This is a genomic window from uncultured Marivirga sp. (assembly GCF_963974845.1).
In the GTDB taxonomy this organism is placed as follows: domain Bacteria; phylum Bacteroidota; class Bacteroidia; order Cytophagales; family Cyclobacteriaceae; genus Marivirga; species Marivirga harenae.
This window is the reverse complement of record NZ_CAXBEQ010000004.1, coordinates 324,735-349,791: the sequence shown is the minus strand read 5'-3', so window position 1 is coordinate 349,791 and position 25,057 is coordinate 324,735. Positions and strand designations below refer to the sequence as shown.

Here is a 25,057-nt window from a genome sequence, read left to right as displayed (position 1 = left end):
AAATATTTAAAATCACTAATCAAAATTACCCAAAGAAAATTGAGCGCTCAACAAAAACTGTCTTGGTCTCATTTGAAATTGGTTAAGCACATAAATATTAGCATCTGCAAATACTGAAATATAGTTTTGATTATTCAATAGATTCCTACATTCGAAGGTTAAGTCAAGGCCTATCTTATTAAAGATGTAATTGTATGATAAATTTAAAAATTGATTAAATCCTGTATACTCTCCTGAAATAAAATTATTATTGACCTGATATTGGCCTCTGAAATATTGACTTTCACTTGCAAACACGTCTAATAAAAGCTCATGCTTTTCTCTTCTTAAAAAATTGGCACTTACTTCATTAAGTTCATTGGAAAAAAAATCTTGTTGAAAAGTATAATCATATTCTATAAAGGAAGTCAGAGAACCTTTTGCTCCTACGCTATAATTAAAATTGCTATTTTCAACATCTGTCATGCTACCGTTCAAAATTCTTGGACTCCGCATTTGCATGGCATTCGAATTAGCAAAAAAAGTAGTCTTAATGGCATTGAAATACTTGCTTATGTCCATGGATACCATTTGTCTGGTTGAATTAATTTCATCTTCCAATGTATTAACAATGGAAGCTCCTTCTACGGAATAATTGTAGCTTTCTTGAATGTTGGAATTCATCAGGCCATATCTGTAGCGAAATGTCCAGAAAAATGCTTTAATAGGATTTCTATACTGAATATTTCCACCAATAGTTTGTGATTGAATTTCTTCCAGAGGCGTTTCAAACCTCAATAAATTACGATAAGATCTTAAAATATACCCACTGTGAATTCTGTTTGCATTGCCAAATTCATTTTTGATTGCTGCATTGAAATTTGCTTTCCAAAAGTTGTTGAATTCGTAGTGCGCATTGAATTCAGGCTCGAGATTTAAACGAGTAAAATTGTTTTCTTGAGTAGCTAAACCATTGCCTTTAATCCAGAAGTTCCTGTAAAACAAAGGGAGGTTAAAAGTCAGAATCCACTTTTTATATGCATATTCTGTCTTAATATTTAAATAAGGAGAAAGATTAATTAAGCTCAAATCATTTGATCTTAAGGAATCTGAAGACTCTTCACTTTCATTCTCCGCATTAATTTCTGAATTTAAGTCCTCTGATGATAGGTTAAATCCCATCTCAGGATTCACTAATAATCGTCCGAACTTTTTTGACATGCTCATTTTATTTTTTGTATCCAAAATATCTTTATTCAGATGCTGGATAGCTATTGGAGCATTCCCAATTACATTCGAGAAAACCGCAGGATTGACACTGAGTAATTCACTATTTTTGATATAATTAGAACTGGATTTAAAAGTAATCAAAGAATTAAAAACCTTTTTAATTGCTAAAATATCATTCCGAATCCATAAATGAGACTGATCTAAATCCTGATTAAAATCTGACTGATTGGTAAGATTAAGTGAACCAAATTTATTATCTACAGTAGAATTAATGGAAATGCTCTGTTTGTAATAGCTACTACTTATATTTTTCTCTAAAAATAGTGCCCCCTTTATAACATTTGAATTAAACTCATTTCTCTTATTCTCTGATAACTGAATGCTATCATTGGGTGTAAATATTTGGGTTTCTGTACTGCCATTTAGTACTTTCACTGCATCCAAGTAATTAATATTGCCTTTTATCTCCCATTTTTCATTGACTTTTCTCAAATAATTAATACTTCCCAAGTGCGATTGATTATCTAACCAAAATTTTTCATTAAATGGAGGTTGGTTAATAGATTGAACTTCCAGGAGATAATCTTTTCGTCCAAAATTTAAACTAGAAGATCGAAAGGATTGCAGTTCTCTTTCTAGATTATTACCAGTATTGTTTGATTGAAAAGAAGCTATCACTTGTTGTTTCCTATTAAATAACATCGGACTGACGTTGGCTCCCCATAAAGCCGGACTTAAACCTCCGCCCAATTTCCCACTCCCGGTTAGTGTGACATTTTTATTGAGCTTAATATTTAATGAAGTTTTATTAGAAAAAACCAAACTATCATAAATTCTAATCGGTTGATGGTTTTCCAATATTTGAACATCGCTTACTGCATCTGCCGGTAAATTATTATTGGCTAAATTATATCTACCTTCTAATAGGTCAAGTCCATCAATATAATATTTTTCGATAGGCTCTCCCATATAGCTTACACGACCATCACCATCCACTGATATGCCCGGTAATTTTCGCAATACATCGGCTATCACTCTATCCTGCTGGCTTTTAAATGCATTGACAGAATAATTGATGGTATCTCCAAAATCAATAATGGGAGGTGCTTTTAATTTCACCTCATCTAACTCCACCACATCCTCTATCATTTCAAAGTTAATCTCCCTTGAAGCGTCCACAAAGATTGACTTTTTGGACTTTTTATACCCGATATAAGAAACTTCTAATGTTACACTATCTGCCAAGTCAATGGGAATTTGATAATTGCCATCCTTATCGGTTATACCAAAATCTATAATTTTGGCGCTGTTCATATTTTTCAATAAAACAGATGCCCCTATGAGCAATTCTCCTCTTTCATTTTCAACTTTACCAAAAATTTTGAATTGTGCATAAGCATTGGTTAAACCAATACTGAAAAAAACTATTATGGTAAAAAATATTCTCATTCCAGCTCAATAGGATTATTGGCTGAAGACTTCTTTGGTTTTCCACTCATTTGAGAAAAGAGTCTTTTGGCCATGGCTTCGGAATTGGCTTCATAATTTTTCGTCATTTGCTTGTATTCTTGCTGGGTAAGTAATTGATAATCCTCATTTAGCAGATTTCTCTTAATTTCATAATTTCCTTTTTCCAAACCGACCAGATCAAACTTATAATGCTCTTGGGTATCATAAACAGATATAATAAGTCCCGGCAAACCATAGAATTTATAAGGGCCGTCACTAATAGCTATTTCCAGATCAAACCATGCTATATAATCTCTACCTGCATAAGATGCGGTAGCTTTTTGACATTGATAGCCATTGATCTTTTTAGTTTGATTGCCAATAGTCCAATCCATCAAATTTAGTGGCTGATAATATTTATATAGTCTAGCCATCATTTCTGTTAAAAGTTCCATCTTAGACTCTTGATAGATTTTATTCACTTTTAAATGAGTTTTTACTCGTGGTGCTGCCAAAGCATTTTGAACTACCTCTTCAGTGGTCATATTTCCTTTCTGAATTTCCAGAAAGGAAGTATCATTAAGCGCATTATTATAACTTAAGAATTGAGACATTTCATTATTGAAATATAATAAAAATGTCTCCGACTCTATATTTTTGTCATTTGTGGAATCTGGTTGATAGATGAGCTCATAAGTGGCTTTAAAGCTAGTTTGAGCCAGAGGTGTCATATTTTGAGCTAGGAACGATACAGTAATGAAGAGAAAGCAAACTTTCATACTTTAAAGTCTTAATTTGGTTGAATATTCCAATATAATAAATACTTACTAAAATAGGACTAATCATTATTCTATTCCAGCTCAATAGGATTATTGGCTGAAGACTTCTTTGGTTTTCCACTCATTTGAGAAAAGAGTCTTTTGGCCATGGCTTCGGAATTGGCTTCATAATTTTTCGTCATTTGCTTGTATTCTTGCTGGGTAAGTAATTGATAATCCTCATTTAGCAGATTTCTCTTAATTTCATAATTTCCTTTTTCCAAACCGACCAGATCAAACTTATAATGCTCTTTGGTATCGTAGACAGATATAATGAGTCCCGGCAAACCATAGAATTTATAAGGGCCGTCACTAATAGCTATTTCCGGATCAAACCATGCTATATAATCCCTACCTGCATAATATGCGGTAGCTTTTTGACATTGATAGCCATTTATCTTTTTTGTTTGATTACCAATCGTCCATTTCATTAGATTAAGTGGCTGATAGTATCTGTAGAGATTTGTCATCATCTCCTGAAGAATTTCCATTTTGGACTCCCCATAGACCTTATTAACCTTCAATTTAGTCTTTGTCCTGGGTGCTTCAAGTGTTCTCTGAACTAATTCTTCATTACTCATCTTACCTTCATGAATCTCTAAAAATAATGAATCTCTTACAGCATTATTATGGCTTAAGAATTGAGACATTTCATTGTTGGCATATAACAAAAACATCTCTGATTCCTTGTTTTTACTATTAGTAGAATCTGGTTGATGGATAAGCTCATAAGTAGCTTTAAAGCTAGATTGTGCGATAACTTCAGAGGAAAAACCTGAAAGGAAAATCAATTTAAGTATTAAGTAGGTATGTTTCATTTTAAATAAGGTGAAATTGTTAAAGTAATAAAACAAGCTAGTGAAACTCACTAGCCTGTTAAGGTTTATATTAATTCAGCTTTTTTTCTCGACCACCTTCACAAAAATAATTATGTGCCCATTCAATGTTTCTCACAAGGTTTGCTTGATTCTCTCCACAGACAGGTCCTTCAACACCACAAGATAAAGTAACATAAGCACAGGTTGTTCTCATTTCCTCAGCAGGTTTAATATCAGAATTTGCCATGGAAGAAATAGAGGTTAATATAAGACCTCCTACCAAACTGAAAAATAACTTTTTCATAATATATAAATTTTAAGGTTAAAAATAAATTAAACACCAACCCTAAATACTAAATCATGAAAAAAACCTTTCTTGAACAACCAAAGGCCTAATAAGGTGGGACAAGTCAAATTTCTTCACTCTGCAGGTTTTGCTCGAAACAGCTTTTGCTAGCGGGTGCTGTTTAGAATCAGTTACTACATTTTATAGTAATACTGAGTTGATATTGTAAATCAAAAAAAAAAAACGAAAAAGCAAAACTTATTACATTAGTTTTTGTCACAAACTAAAAGCTTATTTAAATAATTATACTTCTATGAAAATATTACAATTTCGGTCTGATCCCTAGAAATAAATCTTAATTCTTTCATCTAATAACAATTAGAGGAGTTTTAGCGAGCATATATGACTATTTTAGTTAATTCAACCTAATTATATAGTAGGTTTAAATATTCAAATAATGGCTCTATTTGTACATATGATTTCTTATTAAAAACCCGCATATAAAAACAAGGAGATAAACTAATAGCAGAAAACATTTCATTTAGTTTAAACCAATTTTCTTTGATTATAAACTAGCAATATAGTAGCTTTAAGTTTGAACCAAAATCAATATGTCAAAAAACTTATTCTTTCTACTTATCCCCTTTTTTTATTTCGCCTGTAATAGCGAAGAAAAAATAGATGAAAAAACGGCTACCGAAAACGTAAAAAACGCACCTCCCAATACCATGGTAAAGGTAGATACAGCCATATATACCCCTTTCTATTTGTTAATTGAAAGTGCTGGTAAAGTGAAAGCGCATAAGGATGTCACAATTTTAGCTGAAACAAACGGCACTATTCTAGAAGCCAATATAAAATCAGGTCAAAAAGTAAGTGAGCGAGAAGTTTTAGTTCGTCTAAAGCCTGAAGAAGCACAATTACAATTGCAATCGGCCGAAATTAAGTATGAAAAAGCCAAACTAGAATTTGAAAATAGCCTTATCGGTTTCCCAAAATTATTGGCTCAAGATAATCCTGAGCAGGACAGTCTGTATCAAAAACTAAAAATAGGGAGCGGCCTGCAAGAAAGCAGCATTCAACTTAAAGAAGCTCAATTGGCACTTCAGAAAACAGTGATTAGAGCCCCATTTTCCGGCACTTTGTATGATGTCCAAGCCTTCAAAGGTAAAAGTGTGAAAGCTGGGGATGAATTATTCGCTGAATTTAACCACCGCCTTTTAGTGGAAGTCAATTTATTGGAATCGGAAGCTTTAAACCTTAAAGAAGCTATGCCTGCAGCAATTCGAAATCCGGCAATGGATGAAAGTTTTACAGGCGAGGTTTACAGCATCAACCCTAAAGTAGATGAAAACGGTTTGGTGCAAACGCAGATCCTCTTAAAAGGAGAACATGCCCTTTGGCCGGGAATGAACGTAGAAGTAGAGATTAGAATACCGAAAGGCGAACGATTGCAAGTGCCGAAAGGCAGCTTGGTATTGCGTTCTGGAAAGCCGGTTGTTTTCTCAGTGGAAAAGGATTTGGCAAAATGGAATTATGTGGAATTCGGATATGATAATGGCAAAATGGTAGAAATCACGGATGGCATAAAAGCCGGAACGGTGGTGATTACCAATAACAACTTGCAGTTGGCACATGATGCCCCGATCAGCATTCAAAATTCGGATAAATAATGACCCGCTATTTCATCCAAAGGCCTATAGCCGTCATCATGACTTTCGTTGCGCTTATTGGATTAAGCGTGTTGGCATGGCTCAATAGACCTGTTTCTCTTTTACCCGATATTGATGTACCTGAAATGGCCATCAGAGTCGATTATGCCAATGCCTCTCCCGAAGCTATAGAAAATAACATTCTCAAGCCCATGCGGGAATCTTTGGCTACCATGCAGGGTTTGTCTGATTTACAATCTACAGCATCAAATGAAAATGGCTTGCTTCGCCTACGGTTTAACTATGGGCAGCGAATGGATTTGGCTTTTGTGGAAGTCAATGAGAAAATTGACCGACTGACGGATCAATTTCCTGCTGATATGTCCCGACCAAGGGTGATAAGAGTGAATTACACCGATATCCCGATAGCCAAAGTTCAGTTGATTCCGAAAGATGAAGCCAATATGGTAGAAAGCTCACGACTGGCAGAAAATGTCATAAAAAAGCGAATTGAGCAAATTGAAGGAATTTCTTTGGTTGATTTAAACGGAACTGTAGATGAACAAATCAAAATCATTCCCGATCTCAAAGCTTTAGAAAGAGCAGGATTAGAAATAGAAGCCATTGCTCAAGCCATTCAATCGGCTAATCAAGAATTGGGCGGAGTAGAAGTAAAAGATGGGCAATACCAGTACTATATGCGCATGGCCGGCAGATTAAATAATGCGGAAGATATTGCGTCTATTCCTGTCAGAATCAATGAGGATAAATATATTCCTATTCGCCAATTGGCAGAAGTAAAAACCGCAGAGGAGAAGGTCAGCGGATTTCATTTCTTCAATCAAAATAGAGGCATTGTGATGAACATTCACAAGCAACCACAAGCAGTGATGACAGAATTAATGCCGGAAATTGAAAAATCCATCGTTCAATTTAGGAAGGACTACCCAACTCTAGAGATTGCGATCACGCAAGATCAATCCATTTTCTTAAAAGCGGGTATCAATAATTTGCAAGGTAGTTTATTATTCGGAGGGCTATTTGCTTTTGCAGTACTCTTCCTTTTTATGGGTTCTTTTCGCTTGCCTGTGATTATGGGAATTAGCTTACCATTGTCACTGATTTTATCCTTTCTGTTTTTTGAAATATTTGGATTGAGTATCAATATCATTTCTTTAAGTGGATTAGCACTAGGGCTGGGAATGCTAATTGACAATGCCATTATCGTATTGGAAAACATCAGCCGAAAACGCATGGAAGGCCTCAACCTTTTGGATGCTTGTGTGGCAGGGGTTGGAGAAGTTCGAGGCGCATTGATCAGTTCGGTATTGACCACTTTAGCCGTTTTTGTTCCTTTGATTTTCTTAAGTGGCGTAAGTGGTGTTCTGTTCTTTGATCAAGCCGTATCTGTAGGCATTATTTTGACGGTTTCTTTAGGCGTTTCCTTTGTTTTGCTCCCCCTACTCTATCGTTTATTCTTTGAAAAGAAAAAGGATTTTAAGAAGGAGGACAGCCGATTTTTTAAAAGTATTATTCGTGGATTTGAGAAATCACATCACTGGTCGTTCCGAAATAAGCCCTTAAGCTTTATCCTTATTTTCTTGATTATTCCATTGGGGCTGTGGTCTTTGTGGAGTTTGGAACAAAAAGGCTTGCCCGACATCACCAGAACGGATGCTGTAGTAAAAATCAATTGGAATGAACCGATAGATGTTCTAGAAAATGCTAGCAGAACGAAAGAGATACTACAATCACTCGATTCTCAATTCCAATTTAGTGAAACTGATGCTGGTATTCCGGAATACTTATTAAGCTTAGAAAATGCCGAGCTGCAGGAAAGTCTAATCTATTTGCAATTTAAAAATGAGGATATCAAAAACGAGACCCTAGATGTTTTGGGCAATCGTGTAAAGCAATCCTATTCTAAAGCGTCTTTTGAAACAGCGAATGCTAAAAATGCTTTTGATATGCTCTTTGCGAGTGATGAACCCTATTTCAGGGTGCAGTGGCAAGATCCTGGCTTGAAAAATGCTGATCCAGAAAGTATCAAGCCAACTTTGGAAAGTTTCCCAACTGATGATTTTCAATTAGGTCCTTCATTAGAGGAAGAAAGTAGTATGATTTTGACCATCAAACAACCCAAACTATTGCAATACGGCATTAGGCCAGAGCAAATTATCAGTCAATTGGAAAGGGTCTTGGGCAATTATAAAATTTCAGAATTGAAGCAATTTGCCATTATTACGCCTGTGGTTTTGGAAACCGACCAAAAAGCTTTTGAAGATTTGTTGAAAACGGCCAAAGTTCGTAACAGCGAAGGCAGAAGTTATGCTTTGCGCAATTTTGTAGAATATGAGTGGGGCAACAGATTGAAAAAGATTACGGCAGATGTCTCGGGTACTTATTTCTCAGTTAACTTAACAGAAGATGTTGTGCAAACTAATCAGGAAGAATTGGTCTCCAATATCGACCAGTGGGCTAGCCAAAACAGTTTGATTCAGAAAATATCAGGAAGGTATTTTTCAGACCAAGAAAATTTGAAAGAACTAGCTTTTATATTGTTGATTTCGGTAGTCTTATTGTATTTCATTCTATCAGCTCAGTTTGAAAGCTTTTGGCAACCCTTAATTGTGATTTTTACTTTGCCTTTCGGGATTATGGGGGCAATGATTGTGCTTTGGCTAGGCGGAAGCAGTATCAATATCATGTCTGCCATAGGGATGGTGGTGATGCTCGGAATTATGGTGAATGATGCAATTTTGAAAGTAGATACCATGAATCGCAACATCAAAAATTTAGAAAAGAAGGATAAAGAAAGCATCTATGAAGCTATATTTTCGGCTGGTAAAATCAGACTGAAGCCGATTCTAATGACTTCAATTACTACCCTTTTGGCCTTGAGTCCGGTTTTGCTCTCAGGTGGTTTGGGAGCAGAATTACAAAAGCCCCTTGTCCTGGCTGTAATGGGCGGTTTGACTATAGGGACATTTACAGCTTTGTATTTTGTGCCTTTGGTGTACTATCAAGTGCGGAGATTCTTAGATGACTAAGTTTTTACGTGATTAGGTAAATAGGTGTTAAAGAGGCTATGAAAAAGTAAAAAGTTGGTAGCTGGAAGTTAGGTCAGTACTGAAAGTCAGGTTTTGAAAAAAAAATTCAAACCTAAAAAAAGCAATTAGGAAAAGTGTTTCTTACTATTCTATTCCAATAGAATAAACAGCGGTTTTCCTTGACTCCTTAATTTTAAATATATCGTATACCTTACCATTATGAATTTTTGAAGATGAAGAAATAGATTTTAATTTTTCATTTTTAATTATTTCTAAATTTCCATCATACCTAATTTTAAATATTTTACTATCGTTATCTTTACCATATGGTGTACAAATCAAATAGACTTGATCTGAGAAAATATCCTTTTCTAAATTAAAAGTAAATGATCTAAATAAACCTGACTTTTGAATATCAAATTCTGCAAGATTAACTTCCTGAATCCTCCCACTATTATCCAAATGAGATAAAACCCCATTTTGATTATCCAATATATATAGTAAACCTTTATCTTCTAAAACTTCAAATTGGAGAAATGGATATACTGAACTAAATATCATCATATCAGTATCATATGAGATTTCATATAATGTATCAGGCTCTGATAAGCTGTAATCCAATAGGTATTGATATTGAATTTTTTTAACTCTATCAAATTCAGTCACAGCCCCAAAATCTTTGCTCTTTGTTTTATAGTAAGAATCTTGTTTATAATATGTATCATAGCCCTCCCCTATTTGTATAAAAGGCCGTCTATTAATTTTGAAAGGATATCTTCTTCTATTTATTTTATATTTATCCATATCTATTTCAAAATACAACTTATCGCAGGGACCAAAAACTTTTTGGTTACCGGAATTAAAAAAATAAGGAAAAGCCACTCTCAATTTATCTACTTTTGCTATCCTCTTATCTTTCTGAACTAAGTGTTCCTTGTTTAATAAAATTAAATGATATTCACCATCCACGATTGTTGAAATTATCAAGCCACTACGGCTAATGTCAAAATCCACAATTCTCACTTGATCCGTACTGTAAACCAACTGCCATCCTTCTCTCACTAAAACTTGAGTATCTTCATCGCTTATTGATTTAACGGAGATAGTTTGAGTAAAAGCTAAATCTGATGATAAAAAGGTTATTAATAAGGCTAAAAGTGAATATCCTCTCAAAATAAATTATTTCGTTAACTTCATTGTTACAATCTCTCTTTTCTCTTCCATGAAATATTTTTTCAGAAAGCTGATTGAATCATTGTATACATAAGGCATCATGTAATTATTTCCATTCATTATTTCTCCAAATTCCAATACTTTTTCAGATAAATTTATCTTATAAATAAAATGTCTTATTTTATTATCATTGATATGATTTATAGTATGGAAATATAATATCTCTTGATTGGAATCTTTTTCAATTCCTAGTCCAATTTTCGCATCATTCCCCCAATGACCTGGGTTAATTGAATAATTAAATTCAGGCAATTCGATATTAACTGAATCAATTAAATTCCCATTATAATCATATTTATATAATTCTTGTCCCATGGGAAAAGTAACATATATAAATCCATCTTTAACAACATACATATAATGTGGGTTGAATGGCAGGCTAGGTTCTGTGACATAATTAGACTGAGGAAATTTACCAAATGTCTTAAGCAACTGACCAGATTCGCCAAATAAATGAAAAAGGTGCTGCTCTTCCATTATTTCATCCAATCCCTTATCTAGATTTTGTTGATAATAACCTAAATCACTAAGTACATTAATTGCAGTCGGTATTATAAAGCTTCCATTTTCCAATACTTCAAACCGATGAGTATCCGAATGAATCGATTGTTCTGAAAAATCATCAAGAGCAATTGCAGAGACCGAATCACTATTTTTTTTTACTTTAGCAATGGTGAATTGATGTAGATATAAAACATATTGAATCGAGTCATTTTCTGTTACTGAAGTCGGAAAAAAGGGAGTTTCAATATAGGTGTCTCTACTAATTACATCAATGGAATCTGATGAAAGATTATATATTAATTGTTTTTGACCATGTTTATCATAAAAAAAGACTTTATTTCTGTTATTATGATATTGAAAAGTAAGGTCTCTAAACTTCACGTTCGATGAGTCTAAGTTTTTAGTTGAAATAATCTGATAACCTATATCGCTACTAATCCGAAAATCCCCAAGTAATGACTCATTACTTCTGTGCTCCTGACTATTACAACTAAAGGTTAAAATCAAAAAAGGAATACTGCTAAAATTAACAATACCCCTTATAAACTTATCAAGTTTCATATACTATCGAGTGTAAGTTAAATAGCCTGCTTGACAATTGCAGCCGAAAATATCCCTCAACCAACCACAAGAATCACAAGAGCTATATGCGGATGAACCAACATAGCTCCCATCAGCAGCAAAATAATGCGCATGTTGAATAGTTCCACTTTTTTCCCCAGCCTCGGCTGAAAAAGCAATAGTCATAAGAGCAATAGTTGCTAATAGAATAAATGGTTTTAATAATTTTTTCATAATAGTTTATTTTTGTTGAAGCACAATAATAATAATAATAATAGCAAAAAATTACACAGCTGATATTTTGCTACTGATATAACTTTCACTTGAAATGCATAAACATTGAAAGTATAACACAAAAAACCTTTAGTACAAACAGTAATGGGCGGTTTGACTATTGGTACTTTTACGGCTTTGTATTTTGTGCCTTTGGTGTATTTTAAGTTAGCCCCCTAACCCCCAAAGGGGGAATCAAGCGTCATGATCTATTAGGTCATTACAGAAGGTCACAGACCGAAAATTATTATCAATAAAAATGGTAATCTGCGAATCATTGCTATCACCTACCGACAAGGCTCAACTATTCCTAAGCGCTTCAATCAATTCCTCTTTCTTCATTTTTGAACGCCCCTCGATCCCCACTTTTTGGGCTTGGTCTTGCAACTCTTCCACTGTCCATTCTTCATAGGGAGGAGCTTGCCCACCCTTTTTACCTGAATCTGAAGTATTGGCAATTCTGGCTGCTTTTTCCTTGCTCATCCCCTTATCTCGAAGGGCTTCATATTGTTCTTCATTTTTGATCGATGACATATCATTTTTAGGCATAATCATTCTAGTTTTATAAGTATAAACTTCCTCGATCGATTGAAGTTACATTTTTTACTAAGGTTCGCGCTCAGATCGGCCGCATCAATGCTGTAATTTGTAACTGCTTTTCGCTCCCCAAAAAGCCAAAACAATATTGAAAAAAGCTATACTCTTACCGCAAAAAAACGTTAATTACACTATAAACCTACTAAAAAATGGCATTCATCGACTACTATAAAATATTAGGACTTCCGAAGACTGCAACGGAAAAAGAAATTAAAAGTGCGTACAGAAAACTAGCTCGAAAGTATCACCCAGATGTTAATCCTGACAACAAGGAAGCGGAAAAGAAATTTAAAGAGGTTAACGAGGCAAATGAAGTCTTAAGCAATGCTGAAAACCGTAAGAAGTATGATAAATACGGTAAAGATTGGAAACATGGTGAGGAGCAAGAAAGGGCTCAGAGACAATATAGCAGTCGATCACAGCAGCAAGCTGGCTCTCAAGGATTTTCCGGTGGAGATTTTTCAGATTTTTTCGAATCTATGTTTGGGGGTGGCGCCTCACACTCAGGATTTGGGGGCACCCCTAAATTCAAAGGAAATGATTTCAATGCCGAACTACATTTGAATTTAACAGATGTTTATACCACACAAAAGCAGATTCTTACAGTTAATGGAAATAAAATACGCTTAACGATTCCTGCCGGGGTTGAAAATGGCCAATCAATTAAAATCAAAGGCAAAGGTGGCCCTGGAATCAATGCCGGTCCAAACGGTGATTTGTACTTGAAATTTGTGATCAATAATGACACTAATTTCAAAAGAGAAGGACAGAATTTGTATAAAGATGTAGAAGTGGATTTATATACCACCATTTTAGGAGGAGAAATTACAGTTGATACTTTTGATAGCAAGGTTAAACTGAAAGTTAAGCCAGAGACCAAAAATCTGTCTAAAGTTAAACTAAAAGGAAAAGGCTTTCCAGTTTATAAAAGTGAAGGGAAGTTCGGTGATTTAATCATCACCTATCATATTAAAATCCCAACCAATTTAAGTAAGAAAGAGATTGAGCTATTTAAAGAACTACAAAAACTTCATAAAAAATGAATGAGCATAATTTAATATCGACAGAAACACTCTGTACTCATTACAATATTGAAATATCTTTTATAGATGCGTTGAATACTATGGATCTTATTCAAGTTGAAATCATTGAGCATAATCAATATATCCATCAAGAACAATTAGGAATATTGGAAAAAATAATAAGGCTCCATTACGAACTAAATGTAAATCTTGAAGGCATTGATATTGTATTTAATTTGCTAGATAAAGAAAGGGAGTTGAAAAACGAATTAAACAATCTTAGAAACAGACTAAGACTTTATGAAAATGAGTAAAGCATATTGCTGACAAATAACATCTCAACAACTGGAATTTAATACCTCCTTTGCACTCTCATTTGAGAAATATTCTTAAATTGATGGTATGTCTGAAGGCAGTACTAAATAAGGCATATTAAAAGCTGCTACTTGATTGAAGCTGACGTAAGCAGCATTTCAGAACTGAAAAATTGAAGCCAAAACTATGAAGGAAAAAGAAGAAACCCTTGATACCTATTTAGACAACCACTATATCCACAGAAGCAATTGGTTGAGAGCTGCGGTGCTAGGAGCAAATGATGGTATTCTGTCAACTGCCAGCCTTGCAATTGGAGTGGCCGCAGCTAGCGATCTTAGAGATCCAATAGTACTTGCTACGCTTGCAGGATTAGTGGCAGGTGCTCTATCGATGGCAGCTGGTGAGTATGTATCTGTTAGCTCTCAAACTGATGTTGAAAAAGCAGATATCCAAAGAGAAAAGGAAGAATTAGAAGAAATGCCGGATATTGAATTACAAAGGTTAGCTGAGATTTATGAAAAAAGGGGGCTAAAACAAGAAACGGCTTTAATTGTAGCTAAAGAATTGACGGCACACGATGCTCTGGGAGCCCATGTTCGGGATGAACTTGGCATTAATGAAATAAGTCAAGCAAAACCAATTCAAGCGGCATTGGCTTCCGGGGCCGCCTTTACTTTTGGTGGTATGTTACCTCTTGTCGTGACACTTTTTTTGCCCTTAAAAGCAATGGAATATTCGCTTTATGGGTCTGCTCTGTTTTTCTTGATTCTTTTAGGAGGGCTAGCTGCTAGGACAGGAGGATCGAACGTAATAAAAGCTATTTTAAGGATCACATTTTGGGGGACTATAGCGATGGGATTAACTGCCGCAGTAGGATATTTTTTTGGAGTCAATATTTTATAAATATAAAAACACACAATTATGAACGATGCACATTTTCATTTAATAGTAAATCATTTACCCATTATTATTCCAATTATAGGGGTAATACTTATGATTTCAGGCTTTATATTTAAAGCTGAAATTTTGAAGAGGGCAGGGTACCTTTTCTTCATTTTAGCTGCAATAACTGCATTTTTCGCTATGTCAAGTGGAGAAGAAGCCGAAGAGATAGTAGAAGAATTGCAAGGTATAGAGCATAGATTTATTGAAGCGCATGAAGAAAATGCAGAAACGTTCGCTACATTACTCTATATTCTTGGAGGCATTGCTCTAGTGGGAATTTGGGCAAATCTGAAAAACAAATCCTATTCCAAGTTCATTAGTTTTATCACCATAGCTTTTACATTTCTGGTCCTTTTCTATGCTCAGAAAACAGGTACCACAGGAGGAGAAATCAGACATTCTGAAATAAGAACTGAAGCTTCTCTGGAAAGTAAATAAGTCATTTTTAGTTTCCACTACTTAATACTATCTAAATCACTAAAAATGGGCAAAAATACTTTAAAAGCTCCTTCAAACAACACCCCTATAATCCCCTCGAGGGGATAGTCTCACAGATTGTATTAAGCAGAAAACAACAAGCTATGTGACTGCTTTGCTAAAATATTAAACATGAAGAACTGCGAGGGAAGTTGTGCAGCAGTTTTGCTAAGATTTTTTTTTAGGTTTAAAATCAATAGATCCCTCCCTGCGAAGGAATAAAGTACGAATTGGATTGGGCGGATTTCGGTATTTTATTTAGCATCTGCCTCCAAATACTCCTCTCCTGTCATAATCGGTTCTAAATTTTCCAGTTCTTCCATAGTAAAGATTCGTGAGCGAATCATGAACCGAATGCCCATCGGGATTTCCAGTGAGAAGCTAGAACCTCTGCCTTCTGTTACATCTAAGGTAAGATGGGTATGCTTCCAATATTCAAACTGATCTTTACTCATGAAAAAATCACAACCATATACTTGCCCAAGCCAGACATCTCCTCCTCCTACTTTAAAATCTCCTTTTTCAAAGCACATGGGTGAAGAGCCATCACAACATCCACCACTTTGGTGAAACATTAAATCGCCAAATCTATCTCTTAATTCATCTATTGTTTCTATCGCTCTGTCGCTTATTGTTACTCTTTCCATAATTATTGGGTTTTAGGTATTAGCTTATAAGTATTATGACTGCTCTTTCCAAGAAACACCCCTATAGTCCCCTCAAGGGGACAGTCTCACAGATTAATTTTAGCAGGAAACAAAAAAGTTATGGGCTGCAAATAAGTTTCCCTATTGGCAACCCACAACTTATTACTATGAACTATTTCCTAAAAGAAACCTAATTTATTCTTATCATAAGAAATCAACATATTCTTGGTTTGTCTGTAGTGATCCAACATCATTTTGTGATTCTCTCTACCGAAACCTGATTTCTTGTATCCTCCGAATGGCGCATGAGCAGGATATGCATGATAGTTATTCACCCAAACTCGACCTGCTTTTACCGCTCTTGGCACTTGATACAGCTCATGAGCATCTCTACTCCATAATCCCGCACCTAATCCGTACATGGTGTCATTGGCTATTTCAATTGCTTCTTCCACTGTTTTGAAGGTGCAGACTGAAGTCACAGGACCAAAAATTTCTTCCTGGAAAACGCGCATTTTATTATGGCCTTTGAAGATGGTAGGTTGGATATAATAGCCGTTTTCTAGGCCAGAATTCAATCCTGCTTTTTCACCTCCACATAGTACTTCTGCACCTTCTTGCTTCCCAATATCCAAATAGGAAAGAATTTTCTCAAATTGATCATTGGATGCTTGAGCGCCCATCATGGTATCTTCAGCCAAGGGATGTCCCATTTTAATAGCTTTTGTACGTTCCACTACTCTTTTCAAGAATTCATCAGCTATGTCCTCATGGACTAATATTCTTGACGGACAAGTACAAACTTCCCCTTGATTTAAGGCAAACATTACGGCTCCTTCTATACATTTATCCAAGAATTCATCGTCCTTATCCATTACAGATTTCATAAAGATGTTTGGAGATTTCCCACCCAATTCCATTGTAACCGGAATTAGATTTTCAGAAGCATATTGCATGATCAAACGACCTGTTGTGGTTTCACCTGTAAAGGCTACTTTTGATATTCTATCAGATTGAGCCAATGGCTTTCCTGCTTCAGGTCCAAAACCTGTCACCACATTCAATACCCCAGCTGGCACCACATCCTGAATCAATTCCATCAATACCATTAAAGAAGTGGGCGTTTGTTCTGCTGGTTTTACCACCGTACAGCATCCTGCCGCTAAAGCAGGCGCTATCTTCCAAGTCGCCATTAATAAAGGGAAATTCCAGGGAATAATTTGACCCACTACTCCTAGTGGCTCTTGCAAATTAATACTGACCGTATGCTCATCATGCTCGGAAATTGAACTTTCATCCGCCCTAATGGCACCTGCAAAATACCTAAAGTGATCTACGCAAAGTGGTAAATCTGCTGCTCTACATTCTCTCAGTGCTTTTCCATTATCAATGGTTTCTACTCTTGCCAACATCTCTAAATTCTCTTCTATTATATCGGCAATTTTTAAGAGCACATTAGCTCTAGCTGCAGCAGAAGTTTTGGACCAAGTGGCAAATGCTTTGTGCGCTGCATCTACTGCCTTGTTAACATCCTCCTTTGTTCCTCTGGCTGCTTTGGTAAAAGCTTTGCCATCAACTGGACTGATATTATCAAAATATTCTCCATCTGCAGGTTTTACCCATTCTCCACCAATGAAGTGGTCGTACTGCGCCTTAAAGGTAGGACGATCTACCGTTTTTTGAGTTTTTTCTAACGTTTCCATAGCTTTTTGTTTTATTTCTAATTAAATGTAATTTCATACTTTTAATTCTTTAAAATTTTGTTAAGAGTATGAATCATTTTGCTTTCCATCTGATTTTTAGAATATCATAAAATTCACTAAATTGTAGAGCTGTATTACTTTAATTTCAAATGAGAACTGATAGGATTGTTTATTCCTGATTCTGGTCGGTGACACACCGACCAGCGTAGAATCCATGGTTGATGGCACACCAACCATTTTAAACCTAAATCCGACATTTCTTTATAGAAAAAACGATATGAACAAAGCCATTCGCCCATACCAAGTCCCTTTAGGAAATGAGAATTCCCTTTTTACTTTAGTAGAGAACCGTACTGCATATACCTACGATAGTTGTGAATTGAATGTATTCGAAACCCATCAGCAAGCAAAAGATGTTAAATTAGTCTTCAACGATTTTGTATTCACGTCCATGCTTAGAGGTAAAAAAGTAATGCATTTAGAAAATAAAGAAGCTTTTGATTATCTGCCAGGTGAATCCGTTATTGTGGGCCCAAATGAGGTGATGGAAATAGATTTCCCAGAAGCCAAGGTAGGACAACCCACTCAATGCATCGCCCTAGCTATTTCTCAACAACTTATTGATTTTACTTTGGACATGTTGAATGAAAAACATCCGAAAGTGCTGCAAAAAGAGCAATGGCAAATAGACCCTAGTATCCATCATATCATCAATAATCAGGAGTTGATTAATACGGTGGATAGAATCATAAAAATTTCCAGGACAGAGGATAGCACGACCAAAGATTTATATGTGGATTTGGCCATGAAAGAAATGATTATTCGCTTGATGCAAACGCAGGCGCGTCATGTCTTCACTTCAGCTCCTAAAGCATTAGCAACTCATCATCCTTTGGCTTATGCTATCCATATTATTCAAAATAAAATCAATCAGAAAATAGATTTTGATCGCTTGGCTAATGCAGCCTGCATGAGTAGAGCAACTTTTTTCAAAAAGTTTAAAGAAGCCTTTGGCATTACTCCCGGTCAGTATGTACTGTCTGAAAGAATAAAATTGGCAAAAAAATGGCTAAAAAAACCAGATTGTAGTATAACGCAAGCTTGTTTTAACTCAGGTTTTGAAAACCTATCTCATTTTACCAGTGCTTTTAAAAAAGAAGAGGGGGTTTCTCCTTCTGCATTTAAAAAAAACAATGGGGCTGGCTCAATTTTGAATTAGAATAATTTAATCGCGAGTTGGAAACTCCTTATTTTAAGAATTTTCTTTATAAACGAGGAATAGCTGCTTTTGGACGCCAACTAAAATATTGAAATAAAAGCGAATATCGAATTTGAACAATTCTCTGTATCTCATCAGCATTCCAACCGTAATAAGGAAGAAACAAAAACATTAATTTGGAAGACTACAACAGAATACTCGATGATATCTTACACACGGTAAATTCCGTTCAGACCCCCGGAAAAGTGGCTTCCTACATCCCTGAATTGGCTAAAATTGATCCGTATAAGTTTGGTGTTTCCCTTCAATTCGTCAATGGTGAAACCTATAATGCAGGGGATTATCAAGAAAGGTTCTCTATTCAGAGTATTTCCAAAGTCTTTACCCTCAGCATGGCCATTCAATGTATTGGCGATAAAGTCTGGGATAGAGTGGATGTTGAGCCATCAGGTGATCCTTTCAACTCTCTAGTTCAATTAGAGCATGAAGAAGGGATTCCCAGAAATCCGTTTATTAATTCTGGGGCAATCGTGATTTGCGATATTTTATTGTCTGAACTGGAAGACCCCAAAGCAGAATATTTAAAATTTATCCATGACCTTCAGGGGACAGATAAAATTCAATATAATGAAGCCGTTTTTCAGTCTGAGAAAAGCATGGGCTATCGAAATGTAGCTATGGCCAACTTCATTAAAAGCTTTAAAAACATTCACAATAATCCAGAAGATGTTTTAGATTTTTACTTTTATACATGCTCAATTGATATGAATTGTGTGGAATTGGCATGGTGTTTCCAGCTATTTGCTCAGCACGGAAAATGCGCACCGGATGGCACTCTATTCTTAGAACGAAATCAAATTAAAAGAATCAATGCACTGATGCTTACCTGCGGTTTCTATGATGAATCCGGTGAATTTGCTTTTAGAGTAGGGCTTCCTGGAAAAAGTGGTGTTGGCGGTGGAATTGCAGCAGTTTACCCTGGTGAATTTAGCATTGCGGTCTGGAGTCCGAAGTTGAATGAGAAAGGAAATTCGGCCAAAGGTATGCATGCCTTGGAGTTGTTTACAACTCATACGGAAATGTCTATATTTTAATCTAAACATATAAAATCAAGTATTTATCTTTGCTAAGAACGAATAATTTCAATTTCCAATGACTTATCTTATTGAATTATAAAGACAAAAATTAATAGTAACTGAATAACAAAAAAAGCAGGTGATAGCTTTCAATAGTATTGATTTATTTGACAGAAAAATTTAAATGCGTTATGTTTACAAAAGTTACTAACCTAAAATTTTATTATTTTTTCATGTCAAATAAGTTGGTCATAGTTCTTTCATTAATACTTCTTCATATTTCATTTAATCTAATAGGGCAAAATGACTTTTTACCCGGATACATTGTAAAAAACAATAAGGATACCATAAATGGATATATTGAAAGCAAAACTGATGCTGAATTAATACATTCTATTAATTTCAAGAAAGATTTTTCCGAGGTTGATTTTAAGACATTTGAAAGTTCAGAGCTTTCAGCATTCAGATTTGATAATGGACGGAATTTCAAAAGATTTAAAATAGCAGACGGTACGCAAGATTCTTCATATGTTTTTGCCAAAAAAAAACTAGGTGGAAAAATTGATATGTGGATATTGAGGGAAAAACGAATTAATCCTGATTTTTTACTTAGAAACAATGAAAATCTGAAATTTGCACATATTAAGAAAGATGAAGAACAAATTATTAAAGAAAAAGGAAAAAACTATTCATTTGATAAAGCTAAATATTTCGGTGCGATAAATTTCTTGTTAGATGGAAACATACCAAATGGTTTAAAAAAAATAAGATACTCTGAAAGAAAAATTTCCAAAGTGATATCAAAATATAATTCGTATTTCGATTATTATTATCCTCCCTTTCAATATGAAGAAAACTTAAAATTTCTTTATGATATATCAATTGGTGCCCCAGTAAGAAATTTTTCTGGCCAAAGCCAATTTAGAGCATCAATTTTGAGAAGGAAGATGAAGATTGAACGTACTAATAAATTTTCATTTTTAGTAGGTTTAACATATAGAGCTATCATCAGAGAAAAAAAGCCTGTTAGAAATAGGAATGTGGTTGCCTATGAAAAAGATAACCATATCTTCAATATTATTCCATTTGGAGTGCACTATCAAGGCAAGACAAGACTGATAATACCTTATGTATATGCTGGTATAGGATTGTGTATATATGGATCATCTTCAATAATTGTTGATGAATTTGAGGAAATTGGAAAGCGTATGAATTATTTTTTCTTTCCGAAAGTAACTATAGGAACTGGATTTAAAGTTAAAATAAAGAACAGATATATATTCACAGAAATAAATCCAGCACTTATGGGATCGACATTTTCTATCGGACTAAGTATTTAAATATCTTAGTTCGATCAAAATGTGGAAAGCAAAACCAAATAAAAAATTAATTTACCCAAATGATCTAAATTATTTGATTTTTATTTTAACTTATTGAACTTTATTCAACCGAAAACTCAAAATAACTGCCAGAACCAACAAGCTCATAAAAAAGATAATTTGGGCTGGAAGTCCGAACAATTCAGCTATTACGCCAAAGCCAGCTGCCACTAAGGTGAACAACCCAATAAAAGTATTGGCTACTGAAACATAGGTAGCCCTATTGCCATCAGGAGCATAATCTACCAAATAAGTCTTTCGGCTTAATCTGGCTCCACTGTAGGCGATACCATTAATAAAAAAAACAGGCAAAAAAGCATAAAACCCTAGATTCCAATCAGTAGCAAAATAAAACATTAAGGCAAAAATTCCTCCACCGATCGCAATCATGGAAGAAATACGCATTAGACGAGTTGAGGATTGATCCGCTATTTTACCCCAAATTGGACTGCTCAATACATTTGCTAATCCATTTACTATAATCAAATATCCTATCAAACTCCAGTCAGGATTGCCTATATCTTTGGCAACCAAAACATAGAAGGGCTGCAATAGTGGAACCGCCATTAACAGCGCTCGAGTAAAAAGAAAATTTCTGAAATTCGTTTCTTCTTTTATCAGTTTTATTCCAGCTTTAACTTCTTGCAAGGGATTTCTACCTCCATCAGTAGCTCCTTTTTCTTCTTGAATCATGAAAAACAGAATAGAAGCTATAAGCCACAAGGCAGCAGCAAACAGAAACATGAACCCATAAATGGATTTATCAGCTTCTTCTTGTATGAAAAACACTAAAACTACCCCAGCAATCAGACTTAGTATTCCGCCAAAAGTAGAACGATAGCTCAGCATTTGTCCGCGGGTATTTTTCGGAATAGTTTTACCGATCACATCTTTATAGGCTACAGAAGCCACACCACTTGCTACACTAAAAACCGCTAAAAGCACTAGCATTGCCATCGGAAAGGTTTTCTCATCACCAAAGAAAATGTGACCAGCCGCAGCCAACCAGCAAAACCCTTGCACCAAGGCACTGATTGCCCAGAAATTCTTTCTGATTGAAAATGACCTTATCTTACCAGAAACAGCCAATTGAGGTAATAATGAACCTGCATCTTTTATAGGAACCAAGGCACCTATCATAGCAGAAGAAGCACCAAAAAAATCCATGATCCAAGCTAAAGTTAGGTTTGGGCTAATAATTTTTTCTGCCAGTTTTGTTAATGTTCCATTGGCTATATTGAGCGTAAAGTTCTTTGGAACATTTGTGCAGGCTTCCTCAGGAATAGCTTTGCAAGCCCTTGGTTCATCTTCTTCTATTAAAAAATCGTAAAATTGTTCCTTTAATTTAGTCATGAATATTTAAGACTTAACTTTGCAATAAATAAAAATAAGAATAATGAGGGTAATAGGTGAATTTCCAAACAACTTTTGTAAAATCAGTTTGTTCCAATGGAATGAAAAATATTTAGTGAAATTTGAATTAGGTTTATATGAACAAACCTTCAAAATTGACGAATATGAAGTGGCAGATGTAGCAGCACTGAAAAGCCTAATTTCTGAAGACTTTATTAAAAAAGTGATGCAACGTTTTGATGAAATGCACGCTGATTGGGGAGAAGTTGCTTTGAGCTAATCAATCCTCCTCTTCGGCTTACTTAAGCTGATTTTATTGAATCCATTCACTAGCACTATGGTTCCCCCTATTCCAATAGCCCCTCCGGTATATAGCAGTGCTTCTCCTAATTCAGGGTTTGTACCTAGCAATTGACCACCGATAATGGTTACTGTATAACCAAGAGTGGCTACAAAAATTCCTGTTTTCAATGTCTTTTTAGCATCTGACAATTGAAGCTGTATTTGATTCACATCACTTTTAATCGTAAATATTTCTCTTTTGATGGAATCTAATTCTTGTTTAGAAAACTCTTGTGCTTGAATAAAACTAAGATTTAAAAAAGTAAAAGCACATAGTATTATTATGTATTTCATCATGATTAAAAAATTATTGATTTATCCAATCTTTAAACTGTCCTACTCTTTCTCTCGCCACTATTAAATCCAGATCATCAGAAGATTTAACATGTAGTTTTAGTCTACCATTGTGATAAGTCTTCATCTCCACCAAAGCTGCTAAATTAACGATTATTGAGCGGTTGATTCTATAAAACTGAGATGGATCTAATATATTCTTCTCCAATTCATCTAAACTAAAATTGATGATGTATTTTTTGGTGGTTCCAATCTCCTTCAAATAAACGATTTTATCTTCTGCATAGAAATAAGCAATTTCATGAATATCCTTAAAAAGCATTTTACTACCCACTTTGGTCAAGAATCTTTGCTTATAGTTTCTAACTGATAACTGTTTGATGACAGATTGAATAACATTGCTTTCAAGTTCCAGTTTTTCCTCTCTTAGGCAAAGTTGTTCGTATTTTTCGAATGCTTGCAGCAATCGAGATTCCTGTAGAGGTTTGAGCACATAATCAATGCAATAATGATTAAATGATTCCAGAGCATGCTGATCGTAAGCTGTCAAGAAGATAATTGGGATTTGTAAATGCTCATTTTCAAAGATTTTAAAGCATTCACCATCCGCCAAATGAATATCGCAGATTAGCAAATCAATATCAGAACAATTCTGAAGTAAATTTTTGGCTTCAGCTATACTTTGAGCCTTGCCAGAAATTACCCATTCAGGTCTTGTTTTTTGGATAATTTGCACTACCCGTTGCTGTGCTAATGGCTCATCTTCAAAAATTAACAGATTCATTGTAGTTCTATTAAAGGAATAATGACCTCAAATCTATCTTGGCCGTGATTTATTTCAATCGACTCCCCTAAAAACTTATATCGCTCCGAAATGTTTTGCAATCCGATGCCCATTGAATCTACATCTTGTGTTTTTGCCTGTACAGTATTGCTAATTTTCAATTTATTATTTTCCTGTTTAATCTGTACTTTAACAGGTTTTTCGATGGTAAAATAATTATGCTTTACTACATTTTCTATCAAGAGTTGCAATACTACAGGAGGAATGTACAATTTACTATCTCCCTCATCAATTTTGATATTAACTAATAGAGAATCTTTAAATCTAATCTCCAAGAGTGATATATAATCATATAAAAACGAGATTTCTTCTTCTAGACTTACTAACTCTTCATTTATGTTTTGAGATATGTGACGATATATTGAAGATAGTTTTTGTAGAAAGAGATCTGCTTTTTTTAAATCATTATGCATTAAAGTAGACAGCGCATTTAAATTATTAAATAGAAAATGTGGATTTAATTGATGATTTAATCTCTCATATTGGCTTCCTAGATTCATACTTTTCAACTTCTCTGTTTCGAGTTCTTTTTCTTTATATTTCCTGTTAAAGAAAAAAATAGCATTTAATGTATTCAGAAATAAATTTACTCTGAATGTAAAGGCAAAAGTCAGCAAGAAGTTTTGTCTAGTTAAAGTAAAAGGATCACCTAATAACAATTCAGTTAATTCAACGGAAACTAAGCTTATTAGGACGACTGATATGATGCTGGCTACAAATTGTTTCAGAAGTGGGTGTATTTGCAACCAATATTGCAATAAGTATTTTTGAATTAACAAATTAGAAATCCAAACTGCTGAAGTCAAAGCGAGAATCGTCCAGAATAGATAATTATAAGGCAAGCCAGCTTGAAAAAGCCTATCTCCTTCCAACACAATTATATTAAGGAATGAATATATTGCTAAAAACGCAATAAATAGAAATTTGTACTTGTGTTGAAACATGTCTAGTAATTATAAAAATATAATATAATACTATGTGATTTTATTAA

The 25,057-nt window shown here is 34.7% G+C and carries 24 protein-coding genes; 10 read left to right on the top strand and 14 right to left on the bottom strand.

Annotated elements, in window-relative coordinates:
• Positions 1-15 precede the first annotated feature (15 nt).
• The 4 genes from AAC601_RS11490 to AAC601_RS11475 form a co-directional block, all read right to left on the bottom strand.
• Positions 16-2,658 (bottom strand): carboxypeptidase-like regulatory domain-containing protein, encoded by a 2,643-nt coding sequence (locus AAC601_RS11490; protein WP_340153339.1) that lies wholly within the window; start codon positions 2,656-2,658, stop codon positions 16-18.
• Complete coding sequence (locus AAC601_RS11485; protein ID WP_303269836.1) at positions 2,655-3,437, bottom strand: GLPGLI family protein; 783 nt, start codon at positions 3,435-3,437, stop codon at positions 2,655-2,657. Before AAC601_RS11485 ends, AAC601_RS11490 begins: the two co-directional genes overlap by 4 nt.
• 71 nt (positions 3,438-3,508) lie before the next feature.
• A complete protein-coding gene (locus AAC601_RS11480; RefSeq protein WP_340153338.1) occupies positions 3,509-4,294 on the bottom strand; it encodes a GLPGLI family protein in 786 nt (261 codons plus the stop codon).
• 70 nt (positions 4,295-4,364) lie between these two features.
• Entirely contained in the window at positions 4,365-4,598 is a 234-nt protein-coding gene (locus AAC601_RS11475; RefSeq protein WP_303269838.1) for a hypothetical protein, read from the bottom strand.
• A 593-nt stretch (positions 4,599-5,191) separates the two neighbouring features.
• Here AAC601_RS11475 and AAC601_RS11470 point away from each other — a divergent pair.
• Positions 5,192-6,253, top strand: coding sequence for an efflux RND transporter periplasmic adaptor subunit (locus tag AAC601_RS11470; protein ID WP_340153337.1), 1,062 nt, complete (start codon positions 5,192-5,194; stop codon positions 6,251-6,253).
• Complete coding sequence (locus AAC601_RS11465; protein WP_340153336.1) at positions 6,253-9,282, top strand: efflux RND transporter permease subunit; 3,030 nt, start codon at positions 6,253-6,255, stop codon at positions 9,280-9,282. Before AAC601_RS11470 ends, AAC601_RS11465 begins: the two co-directional genes overlap by 1 nt.
• Before the next feature lie 144 nt (positions 9,283-9,426).
• Here AAC601_RS11465 and AAC601_RS11460 read toward each other — a convergent pair whose 3' ends face one another.
• The 4 genes from AAC601_RS11460 to AAC601_RS11445 form a co-directional block, all read right to left on the bottom strand.
• Positions 9,427-10,455, bottom strand: coding sequence for a hypothetical protein (locus AAC601_RS11460; RefSeq protein WP_340153335.1), 1,029 nt, complete (start codon positions 10,453-10,455; stop codon positions 9,427-9,429).
• A 6-nt stretch (positions 10,456-10,461) separates the two neighbouring features.
• Entirely contained in the window at positions 10,462-11,580 is a 1,119-nt protein-coding gene (locus tag AAC601_RS11455; protein ID WP_340153334.1) for a hypothetical protein, read from the bottom strand.
• A gap of 3 nt (positions 11,581-11,583) precedes the next feature.
• Positions 11,584-11,814, bottom strand: a complete 231-nt coding sequence (locus tag AAC601_RS11450) for a hypothetical protein (protein ID WP_303269843.1) — start codon at positions 11,812-11,814, stop codon at positions 11,584-11,586.
• 339 nt (positions 11,815-12,153) lie between these two features.
• The gene (locus tag AAC601_RS11445) at positions 12,154-12,402 is read right to left on the bottom strand and encodes a Rho termination factor N-terminal domain-containing protein (RefSeq protein ID WP_340153333.1); all 249 of its coding nucleotides are present in this window, start codon (positions 12,400-12,402) and stop codon (positions 12,154-12,156) included.
• 197 nt (positions 12,403-12,599) lie between these two features.
• Between AAC601_RS11445 and AAC601_RS11440 the strand changes: the two genes are divergently transcribed.
• The 4 genes from AAC601_RS11440 (at position 12,600) to AAC601_RS11425 (ending at position 15,170) form a co-directional block, all read left to right on the top strand.
• The gene (locus tag AAC601_RS11440) at positions 12,600-13,493 is read left to right on the top strand and encodes a J domain-containing protein (protein WP_340153332.1); all 894 of its coding nucleotides are present in this window, start codon (positions 12,600-12,602) and stop codon (positions 13,491-13,493) included.
• Positions 13,490-13,786, top strand: a complete 297-nt coding sequence (locus AAC601_RS11435; RefSeq protein WP_340153331.1) for a chaperone modulator CbpM — start codon at positions 13,490-13,492, stop codon at positions 13,784-13,786. Before AAC601_RS11440 ends, AAC601_RS11435 begins: the two co-directional genes overlap by 4 nt.
• 187 nt (positions 13,787-13,973) lie before the next feature.
• Complete coding sequence (locus tag AAC601_RS11430) at positions 13,974-14,690, top strand: VIT family protein (RefSeq protein WP_340153330.1); 717 nt, start codon at positions 13,974-13,976, stop codon at positions 14,688-14,690.
• A gap of 18 nt (positions 14,691-14,708) precedes the next feature.
• The gene (locus tag AAC601_RS11425) at positions 14,709-15,170 is read left to right on the top strand and encodes a hypothetical protein (RefSeq protein ID WP_340153329.1); all 462 of its coding nucleotides are present in this window, start codon (positions 14,709-14,711) and stop codon (positions 15,168-15,170) included.
• Positions 15,171-15,463: 293 nt separating this feature from the next.
• Here AAC601_RS11425 and AAC601_RS11420 read toward each other — a convergent pair whose 3' ends face one another.
• Positions 15,464-15,856, bottom strand: a complete 393-nt coding sequence (locus tag AAC601_RS11420; RefSeq protein WP_303269849.1) for a DUF779 domain-containing protein — start codon at positions 15,854-15,856, stop codon at positions 15,464-15,466.
• Positions 15,857-16,035: 179 nt separating this feature from the next.
• Positions 16,036-17,559, bottom strand: coding sequence for an aldehyde dehydrogenase family protein (locus AAC601_RS11415; protein ID WP_340153328.1), 1,524 nt, complete (start codon positions 17,557-17,559; stop codon positions 16,036-16,038).
• Between the two features lie 277 nt (positions 17,560-17,836).
• On the opposite strand from AAC601_RS11415, the gene AAC601_RS11410 reads away from it, so the two are divergent.
• The 3 genes from AAC601_RS11410 (at position 17,837) to AAC601_RS11400 (ending at position 21,194) form a co-directional block, all read left to right on the top strand.
• Positions 17,837-18,778: an AraC family transcriptional regulator gene (locus AAC601_RS11410; RefSeq protein WP_303269851.1), complete on the top strand. Its 942-nt coding sequence runs from the start codon at positions 17,837-17,839 to the stop codon at positions 18,776-18,778.
• Positions 18,779-18,954: 176 nt separating this feature from the next.
• Complete coding sequence (locus AAC601_RS11405; protein WP_340153327.1) at positions 18,955-19,872, top strand: glutaminase; 918 nt, start codon at positions 18,955-18,957, stop codon at positions 19,870-19,872.
• 149 nt (positions 19,873-20,021) lie between these two features.
• Positions 20,022-21,194, top strand: coding sequence for a hypothetical protein (locus AAC601_RS11400; protein ID WP_303269853.1), 1,173 nt, complete (start codon positions 20,022-20,024; stop codon positions 21,192-21,194).
• A gap of 90 nt (positions 21,195-21,284) precedes the next feature.
• On the opposite strand, the gene AAC601_RS11395 is transcribed toward AAC601_RS11400, so the two are convergent.
• The gene (locus AAC601_RS11395; protein ID WP_340153326.1) at positions 21,285-22,586 is read right to left on the bottom strand and encodes an MFS transporter; all 1,302 of its coding nucleotides are present in this window, start codon (positions 22,584-22,586) and stop codon (positions 21,285-21,287) included.
• Positions 22,587-22,629: 43 nt separating this feature from the next.
• Between AAC601_RS11395 and AAC601_RS11390 the strand changes: the two genes are divergently transcribed.
• The gene (locus AAC601_RS11390; RefSeq protein WP_303269855.1) at positions 22,630-22,866 is read left to right on the top strand and encodes a hypothetical protein; all 237 of its coding nucleotides are present in this window, start codon (positions 22,630-22,632) and stop codon (positions 22,864-22,866) included.
• Here AAC601_RS11390 and AAC601_RS11385 read toward each other — a convergent pair.
• Genes AAC601_RS11385 through AAC601_RS11375 form a run of 3 tightly spaced genes read right to left on the bottom strand, consistent with a single transcriptional unit; the run spans position 22,863 to position 25,010 of the window.
• Positions 22,863-23,225: a hypothetical protein gene (locus AAC601_RS11385; RefSeq protein ID WP_303269856.1), complete on the bottom strand. Its 363-nt coding sequence runs from the start codon at positions 23,223-23,225 to the stop codon at positions 22,863-22,865. The two genes, AAC601_RS11390 and AAC601_RS11385, sit on opposite strands and share 4 nt — an antisense overlap.
• Before the next feature lie 10 nt (positions 23,226-23,235).
• On the bottom strand, positions 23,236-24,006 hold the full coding sequence (locus AAC601_RS11380; RefSeq protein WP_340153325.1) for a LytTR family DNA-binding domain-containing protein: 771 nt from the start codon (positions 24,004-24,006) through the stop codon (positions 23,236-23,238).
• Positions 24,003-25,010, bottom strand: a complete 1,008-nt coding sequence (locus AAC601_RS11375) for a histidine kinase (RefSeq protein WP_303269858.1) — start codon at positions 25,008-25,010, stop codon at positions 24,003-24,005. The genes AAC601_RS11380 and AAC601_RS11375 overlap by 4 nt, the downstream gene beginning before the upstream one ends.
• Between the last annotated feature and the right edge of the window lie 47 nt (positions 25,011-25,057).